Annotated in this window: 14 protein-coding genes; all 14 read left to right on the top strand. The window is 53.0% G+C overall.

Annotated features, from left to right (window positions below):
- Positions 1-35 precede the first annotated feature (35 nt).
- The 14 genes from K1558_RS04680 to pflA all read left to right on the top strand — a co-directional run bounded on the left by K1558_RS04680 (position 36) and on the right by pflA (position 21,212).
- Positions 36-2,339, top strand: coding sequence for a glycoside hydrolase family 65 protein (locus K1558_RS04680; RefSeq protein WP_238650236.1), 2,304 nt, complete (start codon positions 36-38; stop codon positions 2,337-2,339).
- Positions 2,339-4,669, top strand: coding sequence for a glycosyl hydrolase family 65 domain-containing protein (locus tag K1558_RS04675; protein ID WP_238650235.1), 2,331 nt, complete (start codon positions 2,339-2,341; stop codon positions 4,667-4,669). The genes K1558_RS04680 and K1558_RS04675 overlap by 1 nt, the downstream gene beginning before the upstream one ends.
- On the top strand, positions 4,666-5,304 hold the full coding sequence (gene pgmB, locus K1558_RS04670) for a beta-phosphoglucomutase (RefSeq protein ID WP_238650234.1): 639 nt from the start codon (positions 4,666-4,668) through the stop codon (positions 5,302-5,304). Before K1558_RS04675 ends, pgmB begins: the two co-directional genes overlap by 4 nt.
- Positions 5,305-5,388: 84 nt before the next feature.
- Positions 5,389-6,189, top strand: coding sequence for an alpha/beta hydrolase (locus K1558_RS04665; protein WP_238650489.1), 801 nt, complete (start codon positions 5,389-5,391; stop codon positions 6,187-6,189).
- A 70-nt stretch (positions 6,190-6,259) separates the two neighbouring features.
- Complete coding sequence (locus K1558_RS04660; RefSeq protein WP_238650233.1) at positions 6,260-6,784, top strand: GNAT family N-acetyltransferase; 525 nt, start codon at positions 6,260-6,262, stop codon at positions 6,782-6,784.
- Positions 6,785-6,999: 215 nt separating this feature from the next.
- The gene (locus K1558_RS04655; RefSeq protein ID WP_238650232.1) at positions 7,000-8,841 is read left to right on the top strand and encodes a cache domain-containing sensor histidine kinase; all 1,842 of its coding nucleotides are present in this window, start codon (positions 7,000-7,002) and stop codon (positions 8,839-8,841) included.
- Positions 8,819-10,147 carry a response regulator gene (locus K1558_RS04650; RefSeq protein ID WP_238650231.1) on the top strand — a complete coding sequence of 443 codons (1,329 nt, stop codon included), beginning with the start codon at positions 8,819-8,821 and terminating at the stop codon, positions 10,145-10,147. The genes K1558_RS04655 and K1558_RS04650 overlap by 23 nt, the downstream gene beginning before the upstream one ends.
- Before the next feature lie 117 nt (positions 10,148-10,264).
- Positions 10,265-11,188 (top strand): carbohydrate ABC transporter permease, encoded by a 924-nt coding sequence (locus tag K1558_RS04645; RefSeq protein ID WP_238650230.1) that lies wholly within the window; start codon positions 10,265-10,267, stop codon positions 11,186-11,188.
- Between the two features lies 1 nt (position 11,189).
- Complete coding sequence (locus K1558_RS04640) at positions 11,190-12,062, top strand: carbohydrate ABC transporter permease (RefSeq protein ID WP_238650229.1); 873 nt, start codon at positions 11,190-11,192, stop codon at positions 12,060-12,062.
- 132 nt (positions 12,063-12,194) lie between these two features.
- The gene (locus K1558_RS04635) at positions 12,195-13,655 is read left to right on the top strand and encodes an ABC transporter substrate-binding protein (protein ID WP_238650228.1); all 1,461 of its coding nucleotides are present in this window, start codon (positions 12,195-12,197) and stop codon (positions 13,653-13,655) included.
- Positions 13,656-13,882: 227 nt separating this feature from the next.
- On the top strand, positions 13,883-14,518 hold the full coding sequence (locus K1558_RS04630; protein WP_238650227.1) for a hypothetical protein: 636 nt from the start codon (positions 13,883-13,885) through the stop codon (positions 14,516-14,518).
- A 689-nt stretch (positions 14,519-15,207) separates the two neighbouring features.
- Complete coding sequence (gene adhE, locus K1558_RS04625; protein WP_238650226.1) at positions 15,208-17,829, top strand: bifunctional acetaldehyde-CoA/alcohol dehydrogenase; 2,622 nt, start codon at positions 15,208-15,210, stop codon at positions 17,827-17,829.
- 262 nt (positions 17,830-18,091) lie between these two features.
- A complete protein-coding gene (gene pflB / locus K1558_RS04620; RefSeq protein WP_238650225.1) occupies positions 18,092-20,353 on the top strand; it encodes a formate C-acetyltransferase in 2,262 nt (753 codons plus the stop codon).
- Between the two features lie 121 nt (positions 20,354-20,474).
- Entirely contained in the window at positions 20,475-21,212 is a 738-nt protein-coding gene (gene pflA / locus K1558_RS04615; RefSeq protein WP_238650224.1) for a pyruvate formate-lyase-activating protein, read from the top strand.
- Positions 21,213-21,403: the final 191 nt, after the last annotated feature.

The raw sequence follows: 21,403 nt of genomic DNA, 5'->3' as shown, positions 1-21,403 counted from the left end.
GACCAAGCATCACTTAGCGAAGGAGAGTTCCAACTATGGCAAAAGTAGCAGATCCCTATCTGAAGGTTGATCCCTGGGCAATTATTGAGGAAGGCTTTGATGCGGAACGCAACCGGACTTCGGAATCGATTTTTTCACTGGGCAATGAGTATATGGGGGTGCGGGGGTACGCGGACGAGGGGTACAGCGGCGATTCCTTGCCGGGCAGCTATTTCAACGGGCTGAATGAGCAGATGGAGGTTGGCAATCATTATAAGGGCATTATCCGGTCGCTGCGCTACATGGTGAATAGCGTGGACTGGCTGCATACCAGGATCTCGGTGGACGGTGAAACCCTGGATCTGGCGCATTCCCGCATAGAGGCGTATACGCGCAGACTGGATTTCCGGACGGGAACCTATACGCGGGAATTCATCTGGAAGCTGGCGGACGGGAAAAAGCTGAAGCTACGCTTCACACGCCTGGTCAGTATGACGATGTCCCATCTGGGGCTGCAGCAGATTAGCTTCACGCCGCTTAATTTCAACGGTACGGTCGATATTTGCACGGGGCTCGATTTCGGCATGGTTCATGAAGAACATGGCCAGAGCATGTGGAAAGAGCAGCAGCGCGGCGGCGAAGGGGCGGTTACAGCCATTATGGCGGCTACACTGACTACTGGAAATCAGCTGTTCTCGGGGTTTGTGTTGAAGAGCTCCCAGGCTATACAGACCGGGTTAGTAGAAGGAGACCGCTATGTCGGGCGGCAATTCGCGCTAAAGTTGACTCAGGGAGAGCCGGCGTCCTTCACGAAGCTTGTGGTCAATGTGACGGGTAGCGGGGCTGCACGTACATCAGACCATCTCTGGAGCGAAGGCATGGCGCTGGCAGCGGCAGCTGACCGCCTGAAGGTGCAGGAGGTGTTCGCAGACCAGGCCTCTTACTGGAGCGGCATCTGGGCAACCAGCGATATCCGGATTGAGGGCGACCCGGACAATCAGCAGGGCATCCGTTTTTGTATTTTCCAACTGTATCAGACCTATCACGGGGACCATCCCGGGTACAACATCGGTGCCAAAGGATTAACCGGCGAAGCGTACCGGGGGCTGGCCTTCTGGGATACCGAGTCCTACTGCCTGCCGTTCTATCTGTTCAATAACCCGAAGGCAGCCCGCAGTCTGCTGGAATTCCGTTATAAAACGCTGCCTCAAGCGCTTCAGCGCGCGAAGGATGTGGATTGTACAGGCGCATTCTATCCCATTGCGACGATTGACGGGACGGAGAGCTGTGACCTGTGGCAGCATTCCAATCTGCAGCTTCATGTCGGGACGGCGGTCGCCTACGGCATCTGGCATTATGTGAAGAACACCGGAGACCATGAATTCCTCTACAGCAAAGGGGCAGAGATGCTGATTCAGATCAGCCGTTTCTACGCAACCCGCGGCCAGTGGGGGCAGCGCACCGGGGAATACGGATATTTTGGCGTGATGGGGCCGGACGAATTCCAGCTCATGGTTAACAATAATTGTTACATCAATCTGATGGCTCAGAAGCTGTTTGAATATACGCTCGAAACTGTAGCGAGCATGAAGCTGGAGACACCGGACGAATATGCGGCGGTAATAGCGGCAACGGCGCTCCGGGAGGAGGAGCTGGCGGACTGGGACCACAAGCGTGCCCATATGAAAATCCCGTTTGATCCCGCCAGCGGCATTTACGAGGAGCATGACGGTTTCTTCGACATGCCTCATCTGGATATTCATTCGATTCCGGTGACCGAATTCCCGCTCTATGCCAACTGGTCGTATGACCGCCTGTACCGCTACGATATGATCAAGCAGCCGGATGTGCTGATGTTCATGTTCCTGTATAATGGGCAGTTCTCCCGCGAGGCCAAGCTGGCGAATTATGAATATTATGAACCGAGATGCATTCACGAGTCCTCGCTCTCGCCGTCCATTCACTCCATTCTGGCCAGTGAGCTTGGCAAGACGGAGGAAGCGTACAGGTTCTTCGAGTTCGCTACGCGCCTGGATCTGGACAATTACAACCGCAATACCAGAGAAGGCCTGCATACGACATCAATCGCTGCAGCGTGGATGAACATCGTCTACGGCTTTGGCGGGATGCGCTCGGATGGAGATTGCCTGTCCTTCCGGCCGGTGCTGCCGCAGCAGTGGACCGCTTACAGCTTCCAGGTGATGTGCAAGGGCGTGCTGCTTAGTATTACGGTTAATGCAACTTCGGTTTGCTTCAGAGCGGTCAATGGCGGAAGCGCAGAGGTGCTGATCTATGATCAGCGGGTGACCGTAGATGAGGCAGGGATCGACCTTCCGCTCGCTGAAGGGATGGCTGTGTAATGGGCTGGACGGTAAGCGAGGACAGCTTCGAGCGCGGGCGGATTACGGCGAACGGCAACAAATATATGACCGGCAACGGCTATCTGGGCTTCCGGGGAGTGCTTGAGGAATTCGGGAAGGAGCAGCTTGCAGCGGTTACGCTGGCCGGGGTATATGACAGGTCGGGCAGCCAATGGCGTGAGCCGGTGAACGCCCCGAACGGATTGTACACGATAGTCAGCGCCAACGGCTGCAAGCTAAGTGTACTAGAGACCGAACCGCTGGCTCATACACAGAGCCTGGATCTCCGCTTAGCGATCCACCGGCGGGAGACTACGTTTGGCCTCCCGGGAGGCGGGAGGGTGACCCTGACCGCAGAGCGGTTCGCCAGCCTGGATCAGCTCCATCTGCTGGCCGCCAGTTGGACCCTGCACTGCACCGCCGATTGCCGGATAGAGCTTACGACGGGAATCGATGGGGCGGTGTGGGATATCAACGGCCCCCATCTGCTGGAGCAGCAGAGCCGATCGGCTGGCGGTACGCTGTTGTCAACAGGGGTTACCGGGGAACTGGGGCTGCCGGTGGCGGTAGCGGAGCTTACCGTGTTCGGCTTGGCAGAACACGGTAAGCTGGCTGACTCTGTTATCGAGCAGAGTAGGGGAACGGCGCTGCGACATTTTTCTATAGACGCCAAGGCGGGTGAGACCTATACATGGTGGAAATATGCAGCCGTGTACACAGGTCTGGATGCAGAAGGCGATTCTGCGGAAGGCGGCCCTGATGAGCAGGCGGTGCGGGCCGTCCAGACGGCTGCTGCTACAGGGTATGCCGGACTGCTGGAGGCTCACCGGCAGAAGTGGGAGGAGCGATGGTCGCGCAGCGATTGTGTCATTGAAGGGGATGAAAAGGCGCAGCTCGCGCTGCGCTACAGTATTTATCAGCTGTTGATCATTGCGCCTACGCTTTCGGAGAGGGTATCCATTCCGGCGCGCGGGCTGTCCGGCCAGGTCTATAAAGGCGCAGTATTCTGGGATACGGAAATGTTCATGCTGCCCTTTTTCCTGCACAGCGATCCCGGCACTGCCCGTAATCTGATGATGTACCGCATCCACACGCTGGACGGTGCGCGGCGGAAGGCGGCGGAGTATGGATATTTGGGCGCTTTTTATGCCTGGGAGAGCCAGGATTCGGGGGATGATGCTTGCACCCTGTTCAATGTGAATGATGTGTTCACCGGACGGCCGCTGCGGACCTATTTCCGCGATAAACAGATTCACATCAGTGCAGATGTTGTGCACGGTCTCTGGCAGTACATCCTGTTCACGGGAGATGACAGTATCCTGGCGGACGGCGGGGCGGAGGTGATCTGGGAATGTGCGCGTTTCTTCTATTCTTATGCTTACTATAATCCTGTGAAGCGGCGTTATGAGCTGCTGGATGTTACCGGACCGGATGAATATCATGAGCGGGTGAATAATAACGCATTTACGAGCGCCATGGTTCAGGAGACGCTGAAGATTGCCTTGCAGACCGCAGAGAGGCTGCAGGACAAATATCCAGCCGTATATACCGCACTTGCGGAATCCTTCGCCGGCGGGCCGTTCCTGGAGGAGTTCACAGACATGCTGGCGCAGCTCTATGTTCCGCAGCCGGACCCGGAGACGCTGGTGATTGAACAATTCGACCGGTATCTCAAGCTGGAGGATGTGCCTCTTGCTGAGCTGAAGGAGCGGGTCATTCATCCGAATGAGTACTGGGGCGGAGGCAACGGGCTGGCAACAACCACAAGAATCCTGAAGCAGGCTGATGTGGTGCTGATGCTGCACCTGTTCCGGGACAGCTTCAGCAGGGAAGTGAAGCAGGCGAACTGGGAATTCTATGAGCCGCGAACCGAGCATGGCTCCAGCCTCAGCGCGTGTATCTACGCGCTGGCGGCAGCGGATATCGGCTTGCCGGACTGGGGATATCCGTATTTCATGCGTACCGCTACAATAGATCTTACCGGTGAGTCGAAGCAGTATGTCGGCGATCTCTACATTGGCGGTACGCATCCGGCGGCGAACGGCGGTGCGTGGATGGCGGCAGTACTTGGCTATGCCGGCCTGCACTTTGACGGAGAGACCGTGCTGATTCGCCCGGCTCTGCCGCTGGGCTGGAATGCTGTCGAGCTGCCGGTGGTCCTGCGCGGAGGCAGCTTCCGGCTGCGGATCGGCCGCGAAGAGATCACGGTTACGGCAGCGCCGGGCAACAGCGAAGCGGTAAGCTTCGCCGGATTCGGCGGTGAGGCGGTACCGTGTCCGCCCGGTGCAATCCTGGAGTTAGCGTCTGAGTCCAATCAGAGAGGAGCATGACAGTGATACTGGAGCATATGAAGGGCGCTATCTTCGATCTGGATGGCGTAATTGTAGACACGGCGAAGTATCACTTTCTGGCCTGGCGCTCGCTCGCCGGGGAGCTGGGCTTCCCGTTCACGGAGGCGGACAATGAGCGGCTGAAGGGCGTCAGCCGGATGCGGTCGCTGGATATTCTGCTTGAGACCGGAGGACTGAGCTTCGGCGAAGCAGAGAAGCTGGCGATGGCGGAGAAGAAAAACCGCCTCTATGTAGAATACATCTCGCAGTTGGATGAATCGGAGCTGCTGCCCGGGGTCAGTGCTTATCTGACCTGGCTTAGGACGCGAGGTGTAGCTATTGCCCTCGGCTCTGCCAGCAAGAATGCAGGCTTCATTCTGGATAAGCTGAATATTGCGGGGCTGTTCGATACGGTGGTGGATGGCAACAAGGTATTGCGGGCGAAGCCGGACCCTGAGGTGTTCCTTACGGCCTGCCGGGAGCTGGGGCTCGGGCCGCAGGATTGCGTGGTGTTCGAGGATGCAGAAGCCGGAGTAGCCGCCGGGAAGGCAGCCGGCATGTACGTGGTCGGGATCGGCCGGCCGGAGCTGCTGAAGGCGGCGGACCTTGTCGTATCCGGATTGCACGAACTGTAAGAGCTTGATAGAATGGCGCTAGAGGGTTCAGCTGTTGGCCTCTATAATCTATTCTATTATAGAAGGAAAGCTTGAGGGATGATGATGGAAACGTTGTTGCTATGGCCTGAAGGGGCGCCTGGAGCGCTGGGAACCAGCGAAGAGGATCAGCCTGCGATTACACCGTATTTAGTAGAAGGCAAGGGGAATGCCGCTGTGCTGGTCTGTCCGGGAGGCGGTTATGCTATGCGAGCCGACCATGAAGGGGGACCGGTGGCGCAGTGGCTGAATACACTGGGGATCTCCGCATTTGTACTGCGCTACCGTGTGGCGCCTTATCAATACCCGAGTGCACTGCAGGATGCGCAGCGGGCGCTGCGTACGATCCGCTTCCGTGCGGATGAATTCGGCATTGACCCGGACCGCCTCGGCATCTTAGGCTTCTCGGCGGGTGGACATCTCGCATCTACCGCCGGGACATCTTATGATCTGGGCAATCCGGATCACCTGGAGCCGCTGGAGCGGTTGTCCAGCCGTCCTGACCGCCTGATTCTCTGCTATCCGGTCATCTCGATGACCGAAGGAGTCACGCATCAGGGCTCGAAGGAGAATCTGCTGGGAGCCGTTCCTGATGCAGCATTATCGCTTAAGCTCAGCAGTGAGTTCCAGGTCACTCCGGACACGCCGCCGACGTTCCTCTGGCATACCTCTGACGATGATTACGTCCCGGTGGAGAACAGCCTGCTGTTCGCCGCAGGGCTTAGCCGTCATAAGGTTCCATTCGATCTGCATATCTATGCGCACGGCGTACACGGTCTGGGCTTAGCCTCTGAAGAGCCGCACACCAAGACTTGGACGGAGGCTTGTGCTTCCTGGCTGCAGTTGAACGGGTATACCCGGGCGTGAACTCCTGCTTCAATGTCCGCGTCCAAGGAGACAGTGGTACGAGAGCCCCCAGGAAAGGCAGGTACATATTATGGAGCTTAGATTTCCACAAGTGAATACAGCGGAAGAAACCGCAGTGGTTGCCCGATTAGCTGCAGAAATATGGCACGAATATTATGCCTCTATTATTAGCATCGCGCAGATTGATTACATGATTGAAAAGTTCCAATCGGTTCCCGCGATAACGGATCAGATCCATCATCAGGGCTACGAATATTACTTGATCCATAATGGAGAAGGCTCCACAGCCGGATATATGTCGGCAAGAGAAGAGGAAGAGAAGCTTTTTTTGAGCAAGTTTTATATCGGCAAGGAGCACAGGGGGCGCAGCTACGCCAGCCAAGCGTTGGCCTTCCTGGAGAAGCTGTGTCAGGACCGTAATCTGACTCATATCTGGCTGACAGTCAATCGTGATAACGAATCCAGTATTGCTGTATATAAGAAAAAAGGCTTCCGTATACTACGGGAACAAATTGCGGATATCGGCAATGGATTCGTGATGGATGATTTAGTTATGGAGAAAGAAATTCCGGCTCTTAGAGGGATTTACAGCTAGCTAGTAGCATAAGCCGTCCGGCTCAATGTGCTCAGGATGAAACACTATATAACCAGTCCAACGCAGGATATTCGTGTGCGGGCTGGTTTTTACTTTGCTGAAAAACTCGATACAAATGAACATCATTTCCATTGAAATAAACCTGTGTAAGCGCTTGTAGGTTTGTTAAAATATAAGAACTTATATGTTGCACACGGAACTGGAGGTGAATCCAGATGTTGTCCACGCTTGTGAAACCCATTGTCAGGCTCAGCGTCAAGCAGCAGCTGATTCTGCTGTTCCTGATCATGATTACGCCTATACTGATCCTGAACAGCTACGGTAACTATAAGGCGGAGGAGATTCTCAAGCGCCATGTGACCAATGCCTACGTGGAGCTGAACAAGCAGAACTTCGCAATTATTAACAGAGACATCGATACGGTGAACAAAATCACAACCGCCGTCATCCAGAATCCGGTCCTCCAGCAGCTCAATATGCGCGGGGATGACACGGTGATGGAGCGCGTAAAGCGTTACGAGACGATCGAGAAGCTGCTCGGCAGCTATTCGCAGGGAGCGGAACGGGGCGACGGCATCTACTACTCGCTGTATGTGTATGATCCGCAGAATTATTACTTTTTCGCCCCCAATTTTCCGCAGGTGAAGAAGGCGGGGGTGTATTTTTTCTCCAAGGAGGAGCGGCCGTTCTGGTTCGATCAAGTGGTGCAGCAGCGGGGCCGCGGCTACCTGATGTTCATGGAGAAGCTGAGTCCGCAGGCAGAGAATCTGAAGACACTGACGTATGTCCGTGCGGTCAATAATATTTACCGGGGGGAAGAGACGATCGGTGTGCTGGTGGTGACCAAGATGGAAGCAAAGATCGGCGAATCGCTGCGGTCCATCTCCCTGCCGGACGGCGAGATCTATCTGACCGACATGGAGAACCGCGTGCTGGCCTCCACCACGAATACAACCGGGGAAGTAATCGTGCTGCCGGAAGGTTCAGAGGCAGGAGAGCCGGAGGGGACTGAGGATATCATTACGAATGATTTTATCTATGTCATTAACAACAATCATGCCTTCGAGCAAAAGCTGGTATACAAGGTCCCGGTGAAGTCCCTGCTTCAGCAGCAGAATGAAATGAAACGCGTCATTCAATACATAACGGTGGCATACGCGCTGTTCGGGCTGATCATCATCACGTATTTCTGGCGTTCGCTGATGACGCCTTTGCAGAAGCTGGCGTTCTTCGTCCGCAAGTATGAGCCCGGCAACCGGGTGCCCGAGACCCCGAGGCGGGGGAGCAATGATGAGGTCAGTGTGCTGATTGCCTCCACCTATGATATGGCCCGCAGGCTCAACAGCCTGATTATGTACAAATACCAGATGGAGCTGAAGCAGAAGGAATCCCAATTGCAGCTGCTCTATCAGCAGATCAACCCGCATCTGTTGTACAACACTCTTGAGAGCATCTATTGGAAAAGCTCGCTGGAAGGCAACGTGGAATCTGCGGAAATGATCAAGGAATTATCCAAGCTGATGAAGATCAGCTTAAGCCGGGGCCGCGAGCTGATCACGCTCGAAGAGGAGCTGGAGCATGCCAGTGCCTACATCAAGCTCCAGCAGCACCGCTATGATTATGTATTTGCCGTCAGCTGGAACATCGCCCCCGAAACCCGCAGCAACCTGATCCCCAAGATCACCTTGCAGCCCCTGATTGAGAACGCCATTATTCACGGGGTCAAAAATATGGGGGAGGACGGTGAAATCATCATTAGCTCCGTTCTGGAGGAGGGCAGAATCGTAATTACCATTGAGGACAACGGGTATAAACCGGTCGATTATAACGCTATTGCACAGGTGCTTCATGATGACGGCAAGAACCCGGCCAGCGGCTATGGTATCCGCAATATTCATCAGCGGGTGCAGCTCCATTTCGGACCGGATTACGGCATCAGCTACGGGCAGCGCGGGGGCGGGGGTACGGCAGTCCGTGTGCTCCTTCCCAGATCGGAGTCAGTAGAGGAACTACAGAGCAGAGGAGAGGATGACAGTGTTCAATATACTGGTGGTTGATGATGAGCCGCTCATCTGTAAAGGACTAAGCAGCCTGCTGGCTGCTTCCGGACTGGATATTGACCATATCTACACGGCCGGCAGCGGGCAAGAGGCGCTGGATTGCATCCGCATGGAGGAGATCGATCTGCTTGTGACCGATATTCAAATGGGGGCAATGAGCGGAATTGAGCTGATGCAGCATGCCAAAATGGCGAAGCCCTGGGTGCAGACGATCATTATCTCGGCGCATGAGACCTTCCAGTATGCCCAGATGGCTGTCCGGCTGGGAGCCAGAGATTATCTGATCAAGCCGCTGAACAGTGAGCAGTTTCTGGATTCGGTGCGCAGCGTCGTGCTCAAAATGGATAAACCGTCGCCGGAGTTGTCCGCCTATATGGACGGTAATGCAGACCGTTTCCGGTTGGAGGAGCCGCTTCCTGAGTACAGCGAGCTGCTGAATAATCTGCTGTCGGACACGGCGGGTGTGCTCGGCACGGAGACGAAGTTGCGCAAGCTGGATGAGCTTAGATTGCAGGGGCCGTATTTTGCGGTGATCCGGATCAGACTGCTGCTGGAGGAGGCGCGGCGTGAGCAGAGCTATACCGACCGGGATTATAAGTTGCTCCGTTATGCTGCCTTGAATATCGCCAAGGAGCTGCTCGACCAGGAGTGGAATTCTACTGCATTCTATTCGCCGGACGGAGAGATTACCGTGTTGATTCAGTGGGATGAGCATAGCTATGAGGAGCCGGCAACCGGCCAGCTTAACCGGCTGGAGGTGCTGGGACGGAGTCTGCATTACAATATCCACCGTTATCTGCAGCTGCGCGCGGTGATCGGCATCAGCCAGATCCTGAAAGGGCTTAGTTTCATGGATGTCTTGAACCGGCAGGCCGCGAAGGCGATTCTCTGGAACAGGGAGCATACCGACCATTATGTGTTCTATTACGGAGACTTCAGCTGGAACAACTACGCGGCCGATCCTTCGCCTGAGGAGCTGCATACGCACAACAATCAAATTGTACAGAAGGCGAAGGAATACATTGATGCGAATTATGCCCAGAAGGGACTGACCATTCATGAGGTTGCCAGGAAGAACCATGTCAGCCCCAACTACCTGAGTTATCTGTTCAAAAAGAATACAGGCTACAACCTGTGGGAATATGTGATTAAGCTGCGGATGGAGGAGAGCCGGGAGATGATTCTGCATACCGATCTGCGCCGGTACGAGATTGCCGAGCGGGTGGGGTATGAGTCGCCGGAGCATTTCAGCAAAATTTTCAAAAAATACTACGGGTTTAGCCCCAGTGAACTGAAGAAGTAAGAACGCTTACGATTGCCATAGATATAGACATGTTAAGCCGCTTCCGCATTTCCTACAATGAAGTCAGGCGGCACTTGCTGACAAGTGCTGAAAGACAAGAGGAATGAGGGAGTCCGAATGAACCAGTCTGCTGTATTGCATGACCATTTGCAGGCGGAGCCGGAGCGCAAGCCGTTCAGGCAGAACCGCTGGAAAAAGAATATGTGGGGCCTGCTGTTCCTGGTCCCCGCGCTGATCATCTTCGTTCTGTTTATGTGGGTACCTATTTTCAAAGGGTTCCTGTACAGCTTTTACACGGTCGATTTCGTCAAAGGCAACACCTTCGTAGGTCTGGACAATTACGCCAGGGCGCTGACCGACCCGGATGTGCTGATTGCGGTGCAGAACACGCTGTACTATATGCTGCTCTGCCTGGTGATCGGGTTCTGGGTTCCGATTGCTTTTGCCATCGCGATCTCTGAGCTGCGGCGGTTCGGCGGATTCGTGCGCGTTGCCGCTTATCTGCCCTATGTCATGCCTGCTGTCGTCCTGTACGGGCTGTGGCGCTGGCTGTATGATCCCGTCGGGCCGATCAATGCCTTGCTTGGCAGTGCCGGAGTGGAGCAGATCGCCTTCCTGACGGATACCCGCTGGTCGATGGTCTCGCTGGTCCTCATGGAGACGTGGCAGCAGTTCGGCTCAGGGATGCTGATCTATCTCGCTGCGGTGCTCAGCATTCCCCGGGACTGGTATGAAGCTGCTGAGATCGACGGGGCGGGGGTCTGGGCGCGTATCCGCCACATCACTCTGCCGTCCTTGCGCAATCTGATTCTGCTGATGCTGATCCTGCAGATCATTGCCACCTCCCAGGGCTATCAGTCCCAGCTGGCTTTGCTGGACGGAGGGCCGAACAATGCTACGCTGACGTATGCGCTGCTTATTGTGAAGTATGCTTTTACCAGACTGGATTATGGTACGGCGACTGCGCTGGGCATGCTGATGTTTGTAGTTCTGGGCGGGTTAGGCATTGTCCAGTTCAAGCTGAACAAGGAGGACAACTAGGATGAAGAGCGCAGACAGAGGGATTCTCTCGGAGCATGACCTGAAGAAGACGGGCAACCGTGTGGTATACGGAATTATGGTGCTGTTCATTCTGCTGATGATCTTCAGCATGTTGTACCCTATCCTCATGACGATGTTCAACGGATTGAAATCGAACGTAGAGGTCAATTCCTTCCCGCCGCATTTCTTCCCGCAGGAATGGCATTTCAGTAATCTGAAGGACGCGCTCGGATATATCAATCTGGCGATGTTCCTGCGGAACACACTGTATATTTTCCTGGGCAATATGGCTGTTACCCTGATTGTGCTTGGGCTGGCCGCCTTCAGCATCTCCCGGATGAACGTGCCTTACCGCAGGGTCTTCTATTTCTTCTTCCTGATGACGCTGTTCATTCCGGCTACGAGCTACATGATTCCGAACTTTGTCAATCTGAAGGAGCTGGGCCTACTGAATCAGTATGCGGCCTTCTGGCTGCCGGCAGGTGCGAACACCTTCTTCTTCCTGCTGCTCAAAAATTTCTTCGACGGGATTCATCCCGAGATTCTGGAAGCGGCGCGGATTGACGGGGCCTCGGAGCCGAGAAGCTTCTTCAGTATTGCCGTTCCGCTGTCGGTGCCGATTTTTGCCACACTGGCGATCTTCATCTTTTCTACCGCCTGGAACGACTGGTTCTGGCCATCGTTGGTTATGCACAGTGAGGATAAGTATACGCTTGCTACCGCCATCTATAAGTACGTTATTAATGTAAAAGCGCTGAATACGAACATCAAATTCGCCATTCTATTCCTGGTCTCGCTGCCGCCGATTCTGGTGTTTCTCGTGTTCCAGCGGTTCATTATGCGCGGGGTGTCGCTGTCGGCGGTCAAGGGCTAGACAGGAAGGCTAAGGTCCGGCAGAGATCGTAAACCTGCACATGAAGGGAATATAAATACACCTCGTTTGTAAACGGTTTCTCTTTTAAGATGAATTTGTAAGCTCATTATGATATGGAAAAGGGGAGTTACCATGCGTAAAGTTTCCAGCGTATTCGCCTGTCTCCTGGTCACGGGAACGTTATTGTCTGCCTGCGGCGGCAATAATAACGGGAACAAGCCGGCGGAAAGTGGAGGGGAGGCATCGCCTGCGGCTAGTCAGGCGGCCGAAGAGTCAGCGGCTCCGTCAGCAGCACCGGCTGACGATATCACCCAGAGAAAAGTGACGATCAAAATTCACTATCCTACGCCCGACTTGACGGAGGTGAGAGCGCAGGAGGATGACAAGATCAAACGGTTCCAGGAGGTCTATCCGAACGTTGAGATTCTCAAGGATGACTGGCAGTATAGTGTGAGCGAGATCGGGGTGAAGATGGCTGCGAACGAAGCGCCGACCTTCTTCAATACGTATGCCACGGAAGCGAAATTCCTGGTCGAGAAGGGCTGGGTGGCCGACATCACCGATCTGTGGAACAACTATGAGTTCAAGGACCAGATCAATCCGGTGCTGCAGAACCAGTTCATTATCGACGGCAAGGTGTATGGGGTGACGCAGAAGGGGTATGTCACCACCACGATGATCAACAAAAAGATGCTGGATGACAAAGGCGTAACTGTTCCGCCGATGGACTGGACCTGGGAGGATATGCTGAACACAGCTAAGGGTGTGGCCGATCCCAAGAAGGGCATCTCCGGAATCGCCCCGATGGGCAAGGGCAACGAAGCCGGCTGGAACTGGACTAACTTCCTGTTCGAAGCGGGCGGGGAGATTCAGAAGATTGAGGGGGGCAAGGTAGTTGCTACCTTCAATTCCGAAGCAGGGATCAAAGCGCTGGACTTCTATAAGAAGCTGAGATGGGAAGCCAAAGCGGTTCCCCAGGACTGGGCGCTCGGCTGGGGCGATGCGGTAGGTGCCTTCCAGCAGGGCCGCACCGCAATGGTGATGGCCGGCTCCGACGGCGTTATCGAACAGGCGCTCAATCAGGGAGGCTTCAAGCCGGAGGATGTGCTGACTTATCCGATGCCTGCGGCGGAGAAGGGCGGCAAGCATACGGGCGTGCTCGGCGGCGACTATCTGGTCATTAACCCGAATGCCAGTAAGGATGAGCAGGAGATGGCCTTCCGTTATATTACCTTCGACTACTTCTCAGATAAAGGGCTGGAGGCGCTCGATGCGATTATCAGCCAGCGCAAAACGGACGGCAAATACTACATCCCGCCGCTTCTCGATTACTATGCGGCTGACTCCGAATTCGGCAAGAAGACCAAAGCGGTCTATGACAAGTACGACATCGTCTATCAGTACAGCCCGGATATTATGGCGCTGCTGGACGGCAAGCCTGAAGCGCAGTACAACACTCAGGATTACTATGCGACGATGTCCAACGTAATCCAGGAGCTGTTCGCCAAGGAAGGAACAGATTCCAAGGCCCAGCTGGATGCTGCTGCCGCAACTGTACAGGAGAAATTCTTCAATTCGATTAAGGTAGAGTAGAAGTGACGCAGATAAGGTGAGTGGGCGCCCCTCCCGTATGGGAGGAGCAGCAGTAAGCGGGGGGAGCGCAGTGATGCGTTCTCCCCGTTTGCGCTTGTTGCGGCTGGTCCGGCACTCCTTGACTTCAGCGCTGATCCTTTGGCATGATCAAGAGAGGTAACAACTGACAACTGACAACTGACAACTGACAACTGACAACTGACAACTGACTAGGAGGTATCCTCTTCATGCTGGATCTTACGCTTGCGCACGACAAGACATTCTGGGCCCGATACGAATGGCGGCTCCAGGACGATTTTGCCTATCCGGAGCTGGAGGAAGAGCCGGTCCGGCTGCCGGTGACGGATGAGGTAAGCCTGGTGCTGGATACAGGTGATGACTTCGCCTACATCTCACTGATGCTGGAGGACGAAGACGGGGAGCAGATCGAAATCGCCTGGGACGACGAGGCGCATTTTCACCCGTTTGTCCTGCGAATGGACGAGTGGGAGCGGCTGACAAAGCGGACTGCTGCGCGGGCAGGCGTGCCGGAGTGGATTCCAGCCCTGCTGCTTCAGCGCTTCGTAGGCTATGAATCCTCCGCAGAGCTGGAAGCAATTGTCCGGCGGGGGATGGAGATGCGCCAGCTGTCGGGGCTCTATTCCGCAGACGAGCTGGGCGCATGGCCTGCACATCCGCTGCTCGCCAATCCATCTCTGTGGGACAGGCTGGACCGCCGCTGGCACGAGCGGCCGAATTACGGTTGGGTCTGCGAAGGGGAGGACGCTTATTCGCTGCGCAGTGCGGACAATCCCGACTTTCCCTTCAGCGCCTGGAACCGGATGCTCAGTGCTCTGGATGATGGCGGTGGCGGGGAGCGGTAATATTGAAGCGGCTCAGGTACATTAGTGCACCTGAGCCGGGGGCATTAGCTCTGTTTAGTGAAATCAAGTGTATAAATACGCCTCAATTAGCACAATTGGCTGCGTTCGCTGAAATCAAGTGTATAAATGCACTATATTTAGCTCGTCTGGTGACATTTGCTGAAATCAAGTGTATTAATACCCTTCATTCGGTTCATCCGCCTACATCCACTGAAATCAAGTGCATTAGTGCACCTCTTACAGCTCCCTCAGCACCGCCCCTCCACTTTCCGCAACCGGAACACTTCCGGCAGAACCATTGGGGGAGAAGGGACGGCCTCCCGGCCAGAGCATGCCGAACTCCCCCAGCCTCACCATGCCAGATACCCCCGGCCGAGCATGGCTGTTCAGACATACGTTCTCCCCGCCCAGCAAGCCCAACCTAACCCCTATTCCTCCCAGTAAAAGAGAATTCAGGCTCTGTCGTGCTGTAACCGGACGATATCCGTTCGCAGATTAGACAAAATTCACTTAAATATTACATAGTATATGGAATATGTGGAGGCAAATGATCGAATGAAAGCGCTTTGAAAAAGAATCAAAAAAAACTTTATACTTTGTGAAAGATTTCACTATACAAGGTGGAGCGGATGTGTTAAGATAAGTGTGTAGAGAAAAACAACCTAAAAATTGACAGGAGGACGAGGGAGATGGCAGTTAAAAACGAAGTCGCCGCCCAAGTGAAACAGACCACCGCTGAAGAATATATTCAGACTTTGGTGGATAAAGCAAAGAAAGCCCACGAAGCGTTCATGGGCCTGGATCAAGAGCAGACTGACGCAATCGTTCATGCAATGGCACTTGCCGGACTCGACAAGCACATGTACCTGGCTAAGCTGGCTGTTGAAGAAACAGGCCGCGGTGTCTACGAAGACAAAATTACGAAGAATATCTTCTCCACTGAATATATCTGGCACGGAATTAAGTACGACAAGACAGTAGGCGTTATTGAGGATAACGCGTACGACAGCTTCCAGAAGATTGCCGAACCGGTCGGCATCATCATGGGTATTACACCGGTAACCAACCCAACATCCACCACGATGTTCAAGGCATTGATTTCCGCAAAGACACGTAACCCTATTATATTCGGTTTCCACCCTTCAGCGCAAGAGTGCAGTGCGGCAGCCGCCAAAATTCTGCATGATGCAGGCGTAAAAGCCGGCGCTCCTGAGAACTTCATCCAATGGATCGAGCTTCCGACCATGGACAAAACAAACGCACTGATGAACAATCCGGACGTTGCACTGATCCTGGCAACAGGCGGTTCGGCAATGGTTAAAGCAGCTTACAGCTGCGGCAAGCCGGCACTCGGCGTAGGTCCTGGTAACGTGCCTGCCTTCATTGAGAAGAGTGCAGACATTGATCAGGCCGTAACCGACATTATCCTGTCGAAATCCTTCGACCATGGTATGATCTGTGCTTCGGAGCAGGCGGTTATTATTGAAGAAGCTATCTTCGACCAAGTGAAGAAGAAGATGATTGCGAACGGCTGCTACTTCGTGAACAAAGAAGAAGCTGCCAAGCTGACAAACGGCGCAATGAACGTTGAGAAATGTGCGGTTAACCCGGCCATCGTCGGCCAGTCGGCAATGAAGATTGCGGAAATGTGCGGCATTCAGGTTCCTGCCGGAACGAAGATTCTGGTGGCTGAGCTTGAAGGCGTAGGTACCAAGTATCCGCTGTCCGCTGAGAAGCTGAGCCCGGTTCTGGCCTGCTACAAGGTGAAGAACGCTGACCAGGGAATCGAACGCGCAGCTCAGGTTGTTGAATTCGGCGGCATGGGCCACAGCTCGGCGATCCACTCGAATAACGAAGAAGTGATTATGAAGTTCTCGAATCGTCTGCAGACCGGACGTATCCTCGTCAACTCGCCTTCCACACACGGCGCAATCGGCGATATTTACAACACGAATATCCCTTCACTGACACTGGGCTGCGGATCTTACGGACGCAACTCTGTATCGCAGAACGTAACAGCAATTAATCTGATCAACGTGAAAAGGGTGAACCGTCGTACCGTGAATATGCAATGGTTTAAAGTACCTGACAAGATCTACTTCGAGAAGGGCGCCACTCAGTATCTGGCCAAAATGCCTGACATTACACGCGTAGCAATTATCACTGACCCGATGATGGTGAAGCTGGGTTATGTTGAAAGAGTGGAGCATTATCTGCGCCAACGCCAGACTCCGGTAGCGATCGAAGTGTTCTCGGAAGTTGAACCGGACCCGTCGACTACTACTGTAGAAAAAGGTACTGCCATGATGAACAGATTCCAGCCGGACTGCATCATCGCACTCGGCGGCGGTTCACCAATGGATGCTGCCAAGGGAATGTGGCTATTCTATGAACACCCGGATGCAGACTTTAACGGTCTGAAGCAGAAGTTCATGGATATCCGCAAACGCGTATACAAATTCCCTAAGCTCGGCAACAAAGCGAAATTCGTAGCGATTCCTACAACTTCAGGTACAGGTTCGGAAGTGACCTCGTTCGCGGTTATTACAGATAAGACCACTGCGAATAATACCAAGTACCCGCTGGCTGACTATGAGCTGACTCCAGACGTGGCGATCATTGATCCTGAGTTCGTATACAGCTTGCCAAAAACTGCAGTAGCCGATACAGGTATGGACGTACTGACTCATGCAATTGAAGCTTACGTATCGGTAATGGCCAGCGATTATACCGATGGTCTGGCGATCAAAGCCATTCAGCTGGTCTTCCAGTGGCTGGAAAAATCTGCACTGACCGGCGACAAGCTTGCCCGCGAGAAAATGCACAACGCATCGACGCTTGCCGGTATGGCCTTCGCCAATGCATTCCTGGGTATTAACCACAGCTTGGCGCACAAATGGGGCGGACAGTACCACACAGCGCATGGCCGTACCAATGCAATCCTGATGCCGCATGTCATCCGCTACAATGCCAAGAAGCCTACGAAGTTCGCTTCGTTCCCTAAATACTCGCACTTTGTGGCTGACGAGCGGTATGCTGAAATCGCACGTATTCTGGGATTGCCTGCACGGACAACTGAAGAGGGCGTTACCAGCCTGATCAATGCCATCCGTGATATGAACAAGAAGCTCGGCATCGAAGAATCGTTCTCGGCCCTTGGCTTCGATCCTAAGGACTTCGAATCCCGCGTAGATTACCTGGCTGACCGTGCATTTGAAGACCAATGCACAACAGCTAACCCGAAAATGCCGCTGGTATCTGAGCTTGCTGATGTATACCGCAATGCATTCTACGGAAAGTTTGACAACTAATTAACGGTTGGCTGGCAAAGAATAAGGTTAAAGGTTAATATGGGACTGGCTGGAAGTGACAAATATCACCGGAAGAGTGATATTTGTCACAGTCCTTTTTCAGAAAATAAACTAAAATGTTTATATAAACAACGATCCCCGTTATAAAGCTGCGATTGTGAATTTTATAACAACTAATAGCCAAGGGATCACGAGACACGGGATCAACCTTCAAGCCCGCGATCTCTACAAATATACTTAAATATAAATGGAGGGATTTAGCATGTCGGTGATTGAAAAAGAAGTACAGGAACTGAAGTCAGGTTGGAGAAGTTTTGTGAAAGGTTCTTGGTCCAAGAAAGTTGACGTTAATAACTTTATCGCTAAGAACATCAAGCCTTATGAAGGAAACGAAGATTTCCTCGTTGGTCCTACTAATAATACAACTGAACTGTGGAAGATTATCTCCCAGCTGAGCAAGGAAGAAAGAGAAAGAGGCGGCGTGTGGGATGTATCCCTCGACACAGTCTCCACAATCACTTCCCACGCTCCTGGCTACATTGACAAGGACAAAGAACAGATTGTCGGCGTTCAGACTGATGCTCCGTTCAAACGTTCCATTCAACCATTCGGCGGCATTAAGATGATGATCGATGCCACTAAGGCATACGGCTTCGAGCTTCCGCAGAATATCGTTGACATGTTCACGAATATCCGCAAAACGCATAACCAAGGCGTATTTGATGCATATACACCAGATATGAGAGCAGTGCGTAAATCCGGCGTAATTACAGGCCTTCCTGATGCTTACGGACGCGGACGTATTATCGGCGACTACCGCCGTATTGCTCTGTACGGTATTGATTTCCTGATCAAAGACAAGAAACACCAACTGGCTGAGCTTGAAGTGGATTCCATGACGGAAGATGTGATCCGCCTTCGTGAAGAATTGTCCGAGCAGATCCGCGCTCTGGGCGAACTGAAGCAGATGGCTGCAGCTCACGGAATGGATATTTCCAAGCCGGCTGTGAACTTCAAAGAAGCTACACAATGGGTATACTTCGGTTATCTGGCAGCAGTTAAAGAGCAGAACGGTGCGGCAATGTCCCTTGGACGCGTATCCTCCTTCCTTGATATTTATGTACAACGCGACTTCGAAGAAGGTACTCTTACTGAAGAACAAGCTCAGGAAATCGTTGACCATTTCGTAATGAAGCTGCGTATCGTGAAATTCCTGCGTACGCCTGACTATAATGATCTGTTCTCCGGTGACCCTACCTGGGTTACTGAATCCATCGGCGGTATGGCTGAGGATGGAACTACACGCGTAACGAAGAACAGCTTCCGCTTCCTGCACACCCTGTACAACCTGGGTCCTGCACCAGAACCGAACCTGACTGTACTGTGGTCCGAGAAGCTGCCTGAGAACTTCAAGAAATTCTGTGCCAAGGTATCCATTGAGACAAGTGCTATCCAATATGAGAACGATGACGTAATGCGTCCATACTGGGGTGATGATTATGCAATTGCCTGCTGCGTATCGCCAATGCGTATCGGTAAGCAAATGCAGTTCTTCGGAGCCCGCGCCAACCTGGCCAAAGCTCTGCTGTATGCAATCAACGGCGGTAAAGATGAGAAATCCGGTGTTCAGGTAGGTCCTGAGTATCCTGCGATTACTTCCGAATACCTGGATTATGATGAAGTGATGAAACGCTTCAAACCGATGATGGAATGGCTCGCTAAGACTTATGTCAACACGCTGAACATCATTCACTATATGCATGACAAATATTCTTACGAACGTATTGAAATGGCGCTGCATGACCGCGACATTCTGCGTACAATGGCTTGCGGTATCGCTGGTCTGTCTGTTGCCGCTGACTCCCTGAGCGCAATCAAATACGCGAAGGTTAAACCAATCCGCAACGAAGAAGGCATTGCCATCGACTTCGAAACTGAGGGTGAATTCCCTTGCTACGGTAACAACGACGACGCTGTTGACAGTATCGCAGTTGAGCTGGTTGAGACCTTCATGTCGATGATCCGCAAGAATAAGACTTACCGTGATGCAGTACCGACTCAATCCGTACTGACTATTACTTCCAACGTGGTATATGGTAAGAAGACCGGTACTACTCCTGACGGACGTAAGAAGGGTGAACCGTTCGCTCCTGGTGCGAACCCAATGCACGGACGCGACAAGAAGGGCGCTCTGGCATCCCTGAACTCTGTTGCCAAGCTGCCTTATTCCGACGCTCAAGACGGTATCTCCAATACCTTCTCTATCGTGCCTAAGGCACTGGGTAAGGATGAAGAATCCCGTAAGTCTAATCTGGTATTCATGATGGACGGATATTTCCACAATAACGCTCAGCACTTGAACGTTAACGTATTTAACCGTGAGCAGCTGCTTGACGCAATGGATCACCCTGAGAACTACCCGCAATTGACCATCCGCGTATCCGGCTATGCCGTTAACTTCATCAAGCTGACCCGTGAACAACAGATGGACGTTATCAACCGTACGTTCCACAGTTCCATGTAAGCTGTGTTCCTGCTCTTGAAGAATTGAGATAAACCCAAGTGCTGCCGCCCTTGAAAGAGGGCGGTACACTCTTGTTCAAAATTGATTAAAATTTTAAGTTTTTTTGAAAGGATGACCTCTCATGCTTAAAGGACATGTCCACTCTTTGGAAACGTTTGGAACGGTGGATGGCCCTGGTATCCGCTTCGTGCTGTTTATGCAGGGCTGCCTGCTGAAGTGCCAGTATTGCCATAACCCGGATACATGGGAACTCAATGAAGGCAAGGAGATGACCGTCGAAGATGTTCTGGCGGAAATCGAACCTTACCTGAATTACTATAAAACCTCCGGCGGCGGACTTACCGTGTCCGGCGGAGAACCTACGCTGCAGGCCCATTTCGTGAAGCAGCTGTTCACTGAAGTGAAGAAACGCTGGAATCTGCATACGACCCTGGATACAAACGGCTACAATGACGGCTCCAAAATCAGCGATCTGCTGGATGTGACCGATCTGGTGCTGCTGGATCTGAAGCATATTGATGATGAAGCGCACATCAAGCTGACCGGCAAATCCAATGACCGTACGCTCAAGCTGGCCCGCTGGTTATCCGATCATAACCGTAAGATGTGGGTCCGCCACGTGTATGTTCCCGGCATTCATAATAAGGAAGAGGATCTGCGGAATCTGGGACGGTTCATCGGAACGCTGAACGGGGTCGAGAAGTTTGAAATCCTTCCTTATCATGTTATGGGGATCTACAAGTGGAAAGAGCTTGGTCGGGCCTATGAGCTTGAAGGGGTGGAGACTCCTTCGGACGAAGAAGTACAGCGGGCCTACCGGTTGATTGAAGAAGGCCGCCTGCAGACAGCTCTGGTATAACCTCATACACCTTCATGAACGCAAGCGGAGCTTCTGTAAGAGAAGTTTCGCTTTTTTGTTATGTTATGAAACCTTACAGAATCCGCTTACAATAGAGGATTTTATCCCTATTGTAGATAAATCTTAACCTTACGATTACAAATGTGATTTCCTATAATTAAGCTTGTAAGGGAAACCACTATATAGGGAGG

This window comes from Paenibacillus piscarius (assembly GCF_022234545.1).
GTDB lineage: Bacteria > Bacillota > Bacilli > Paenibacillales > Paenibacillaceae > Paenibacillus_AQ > Paenibacillus_AQ piscarius.
The sequence above is the reverse complement of the archived record's forward strand: the minus strand, read 5'-3'. Positions and strand labels throughout refer to the sequence as shown.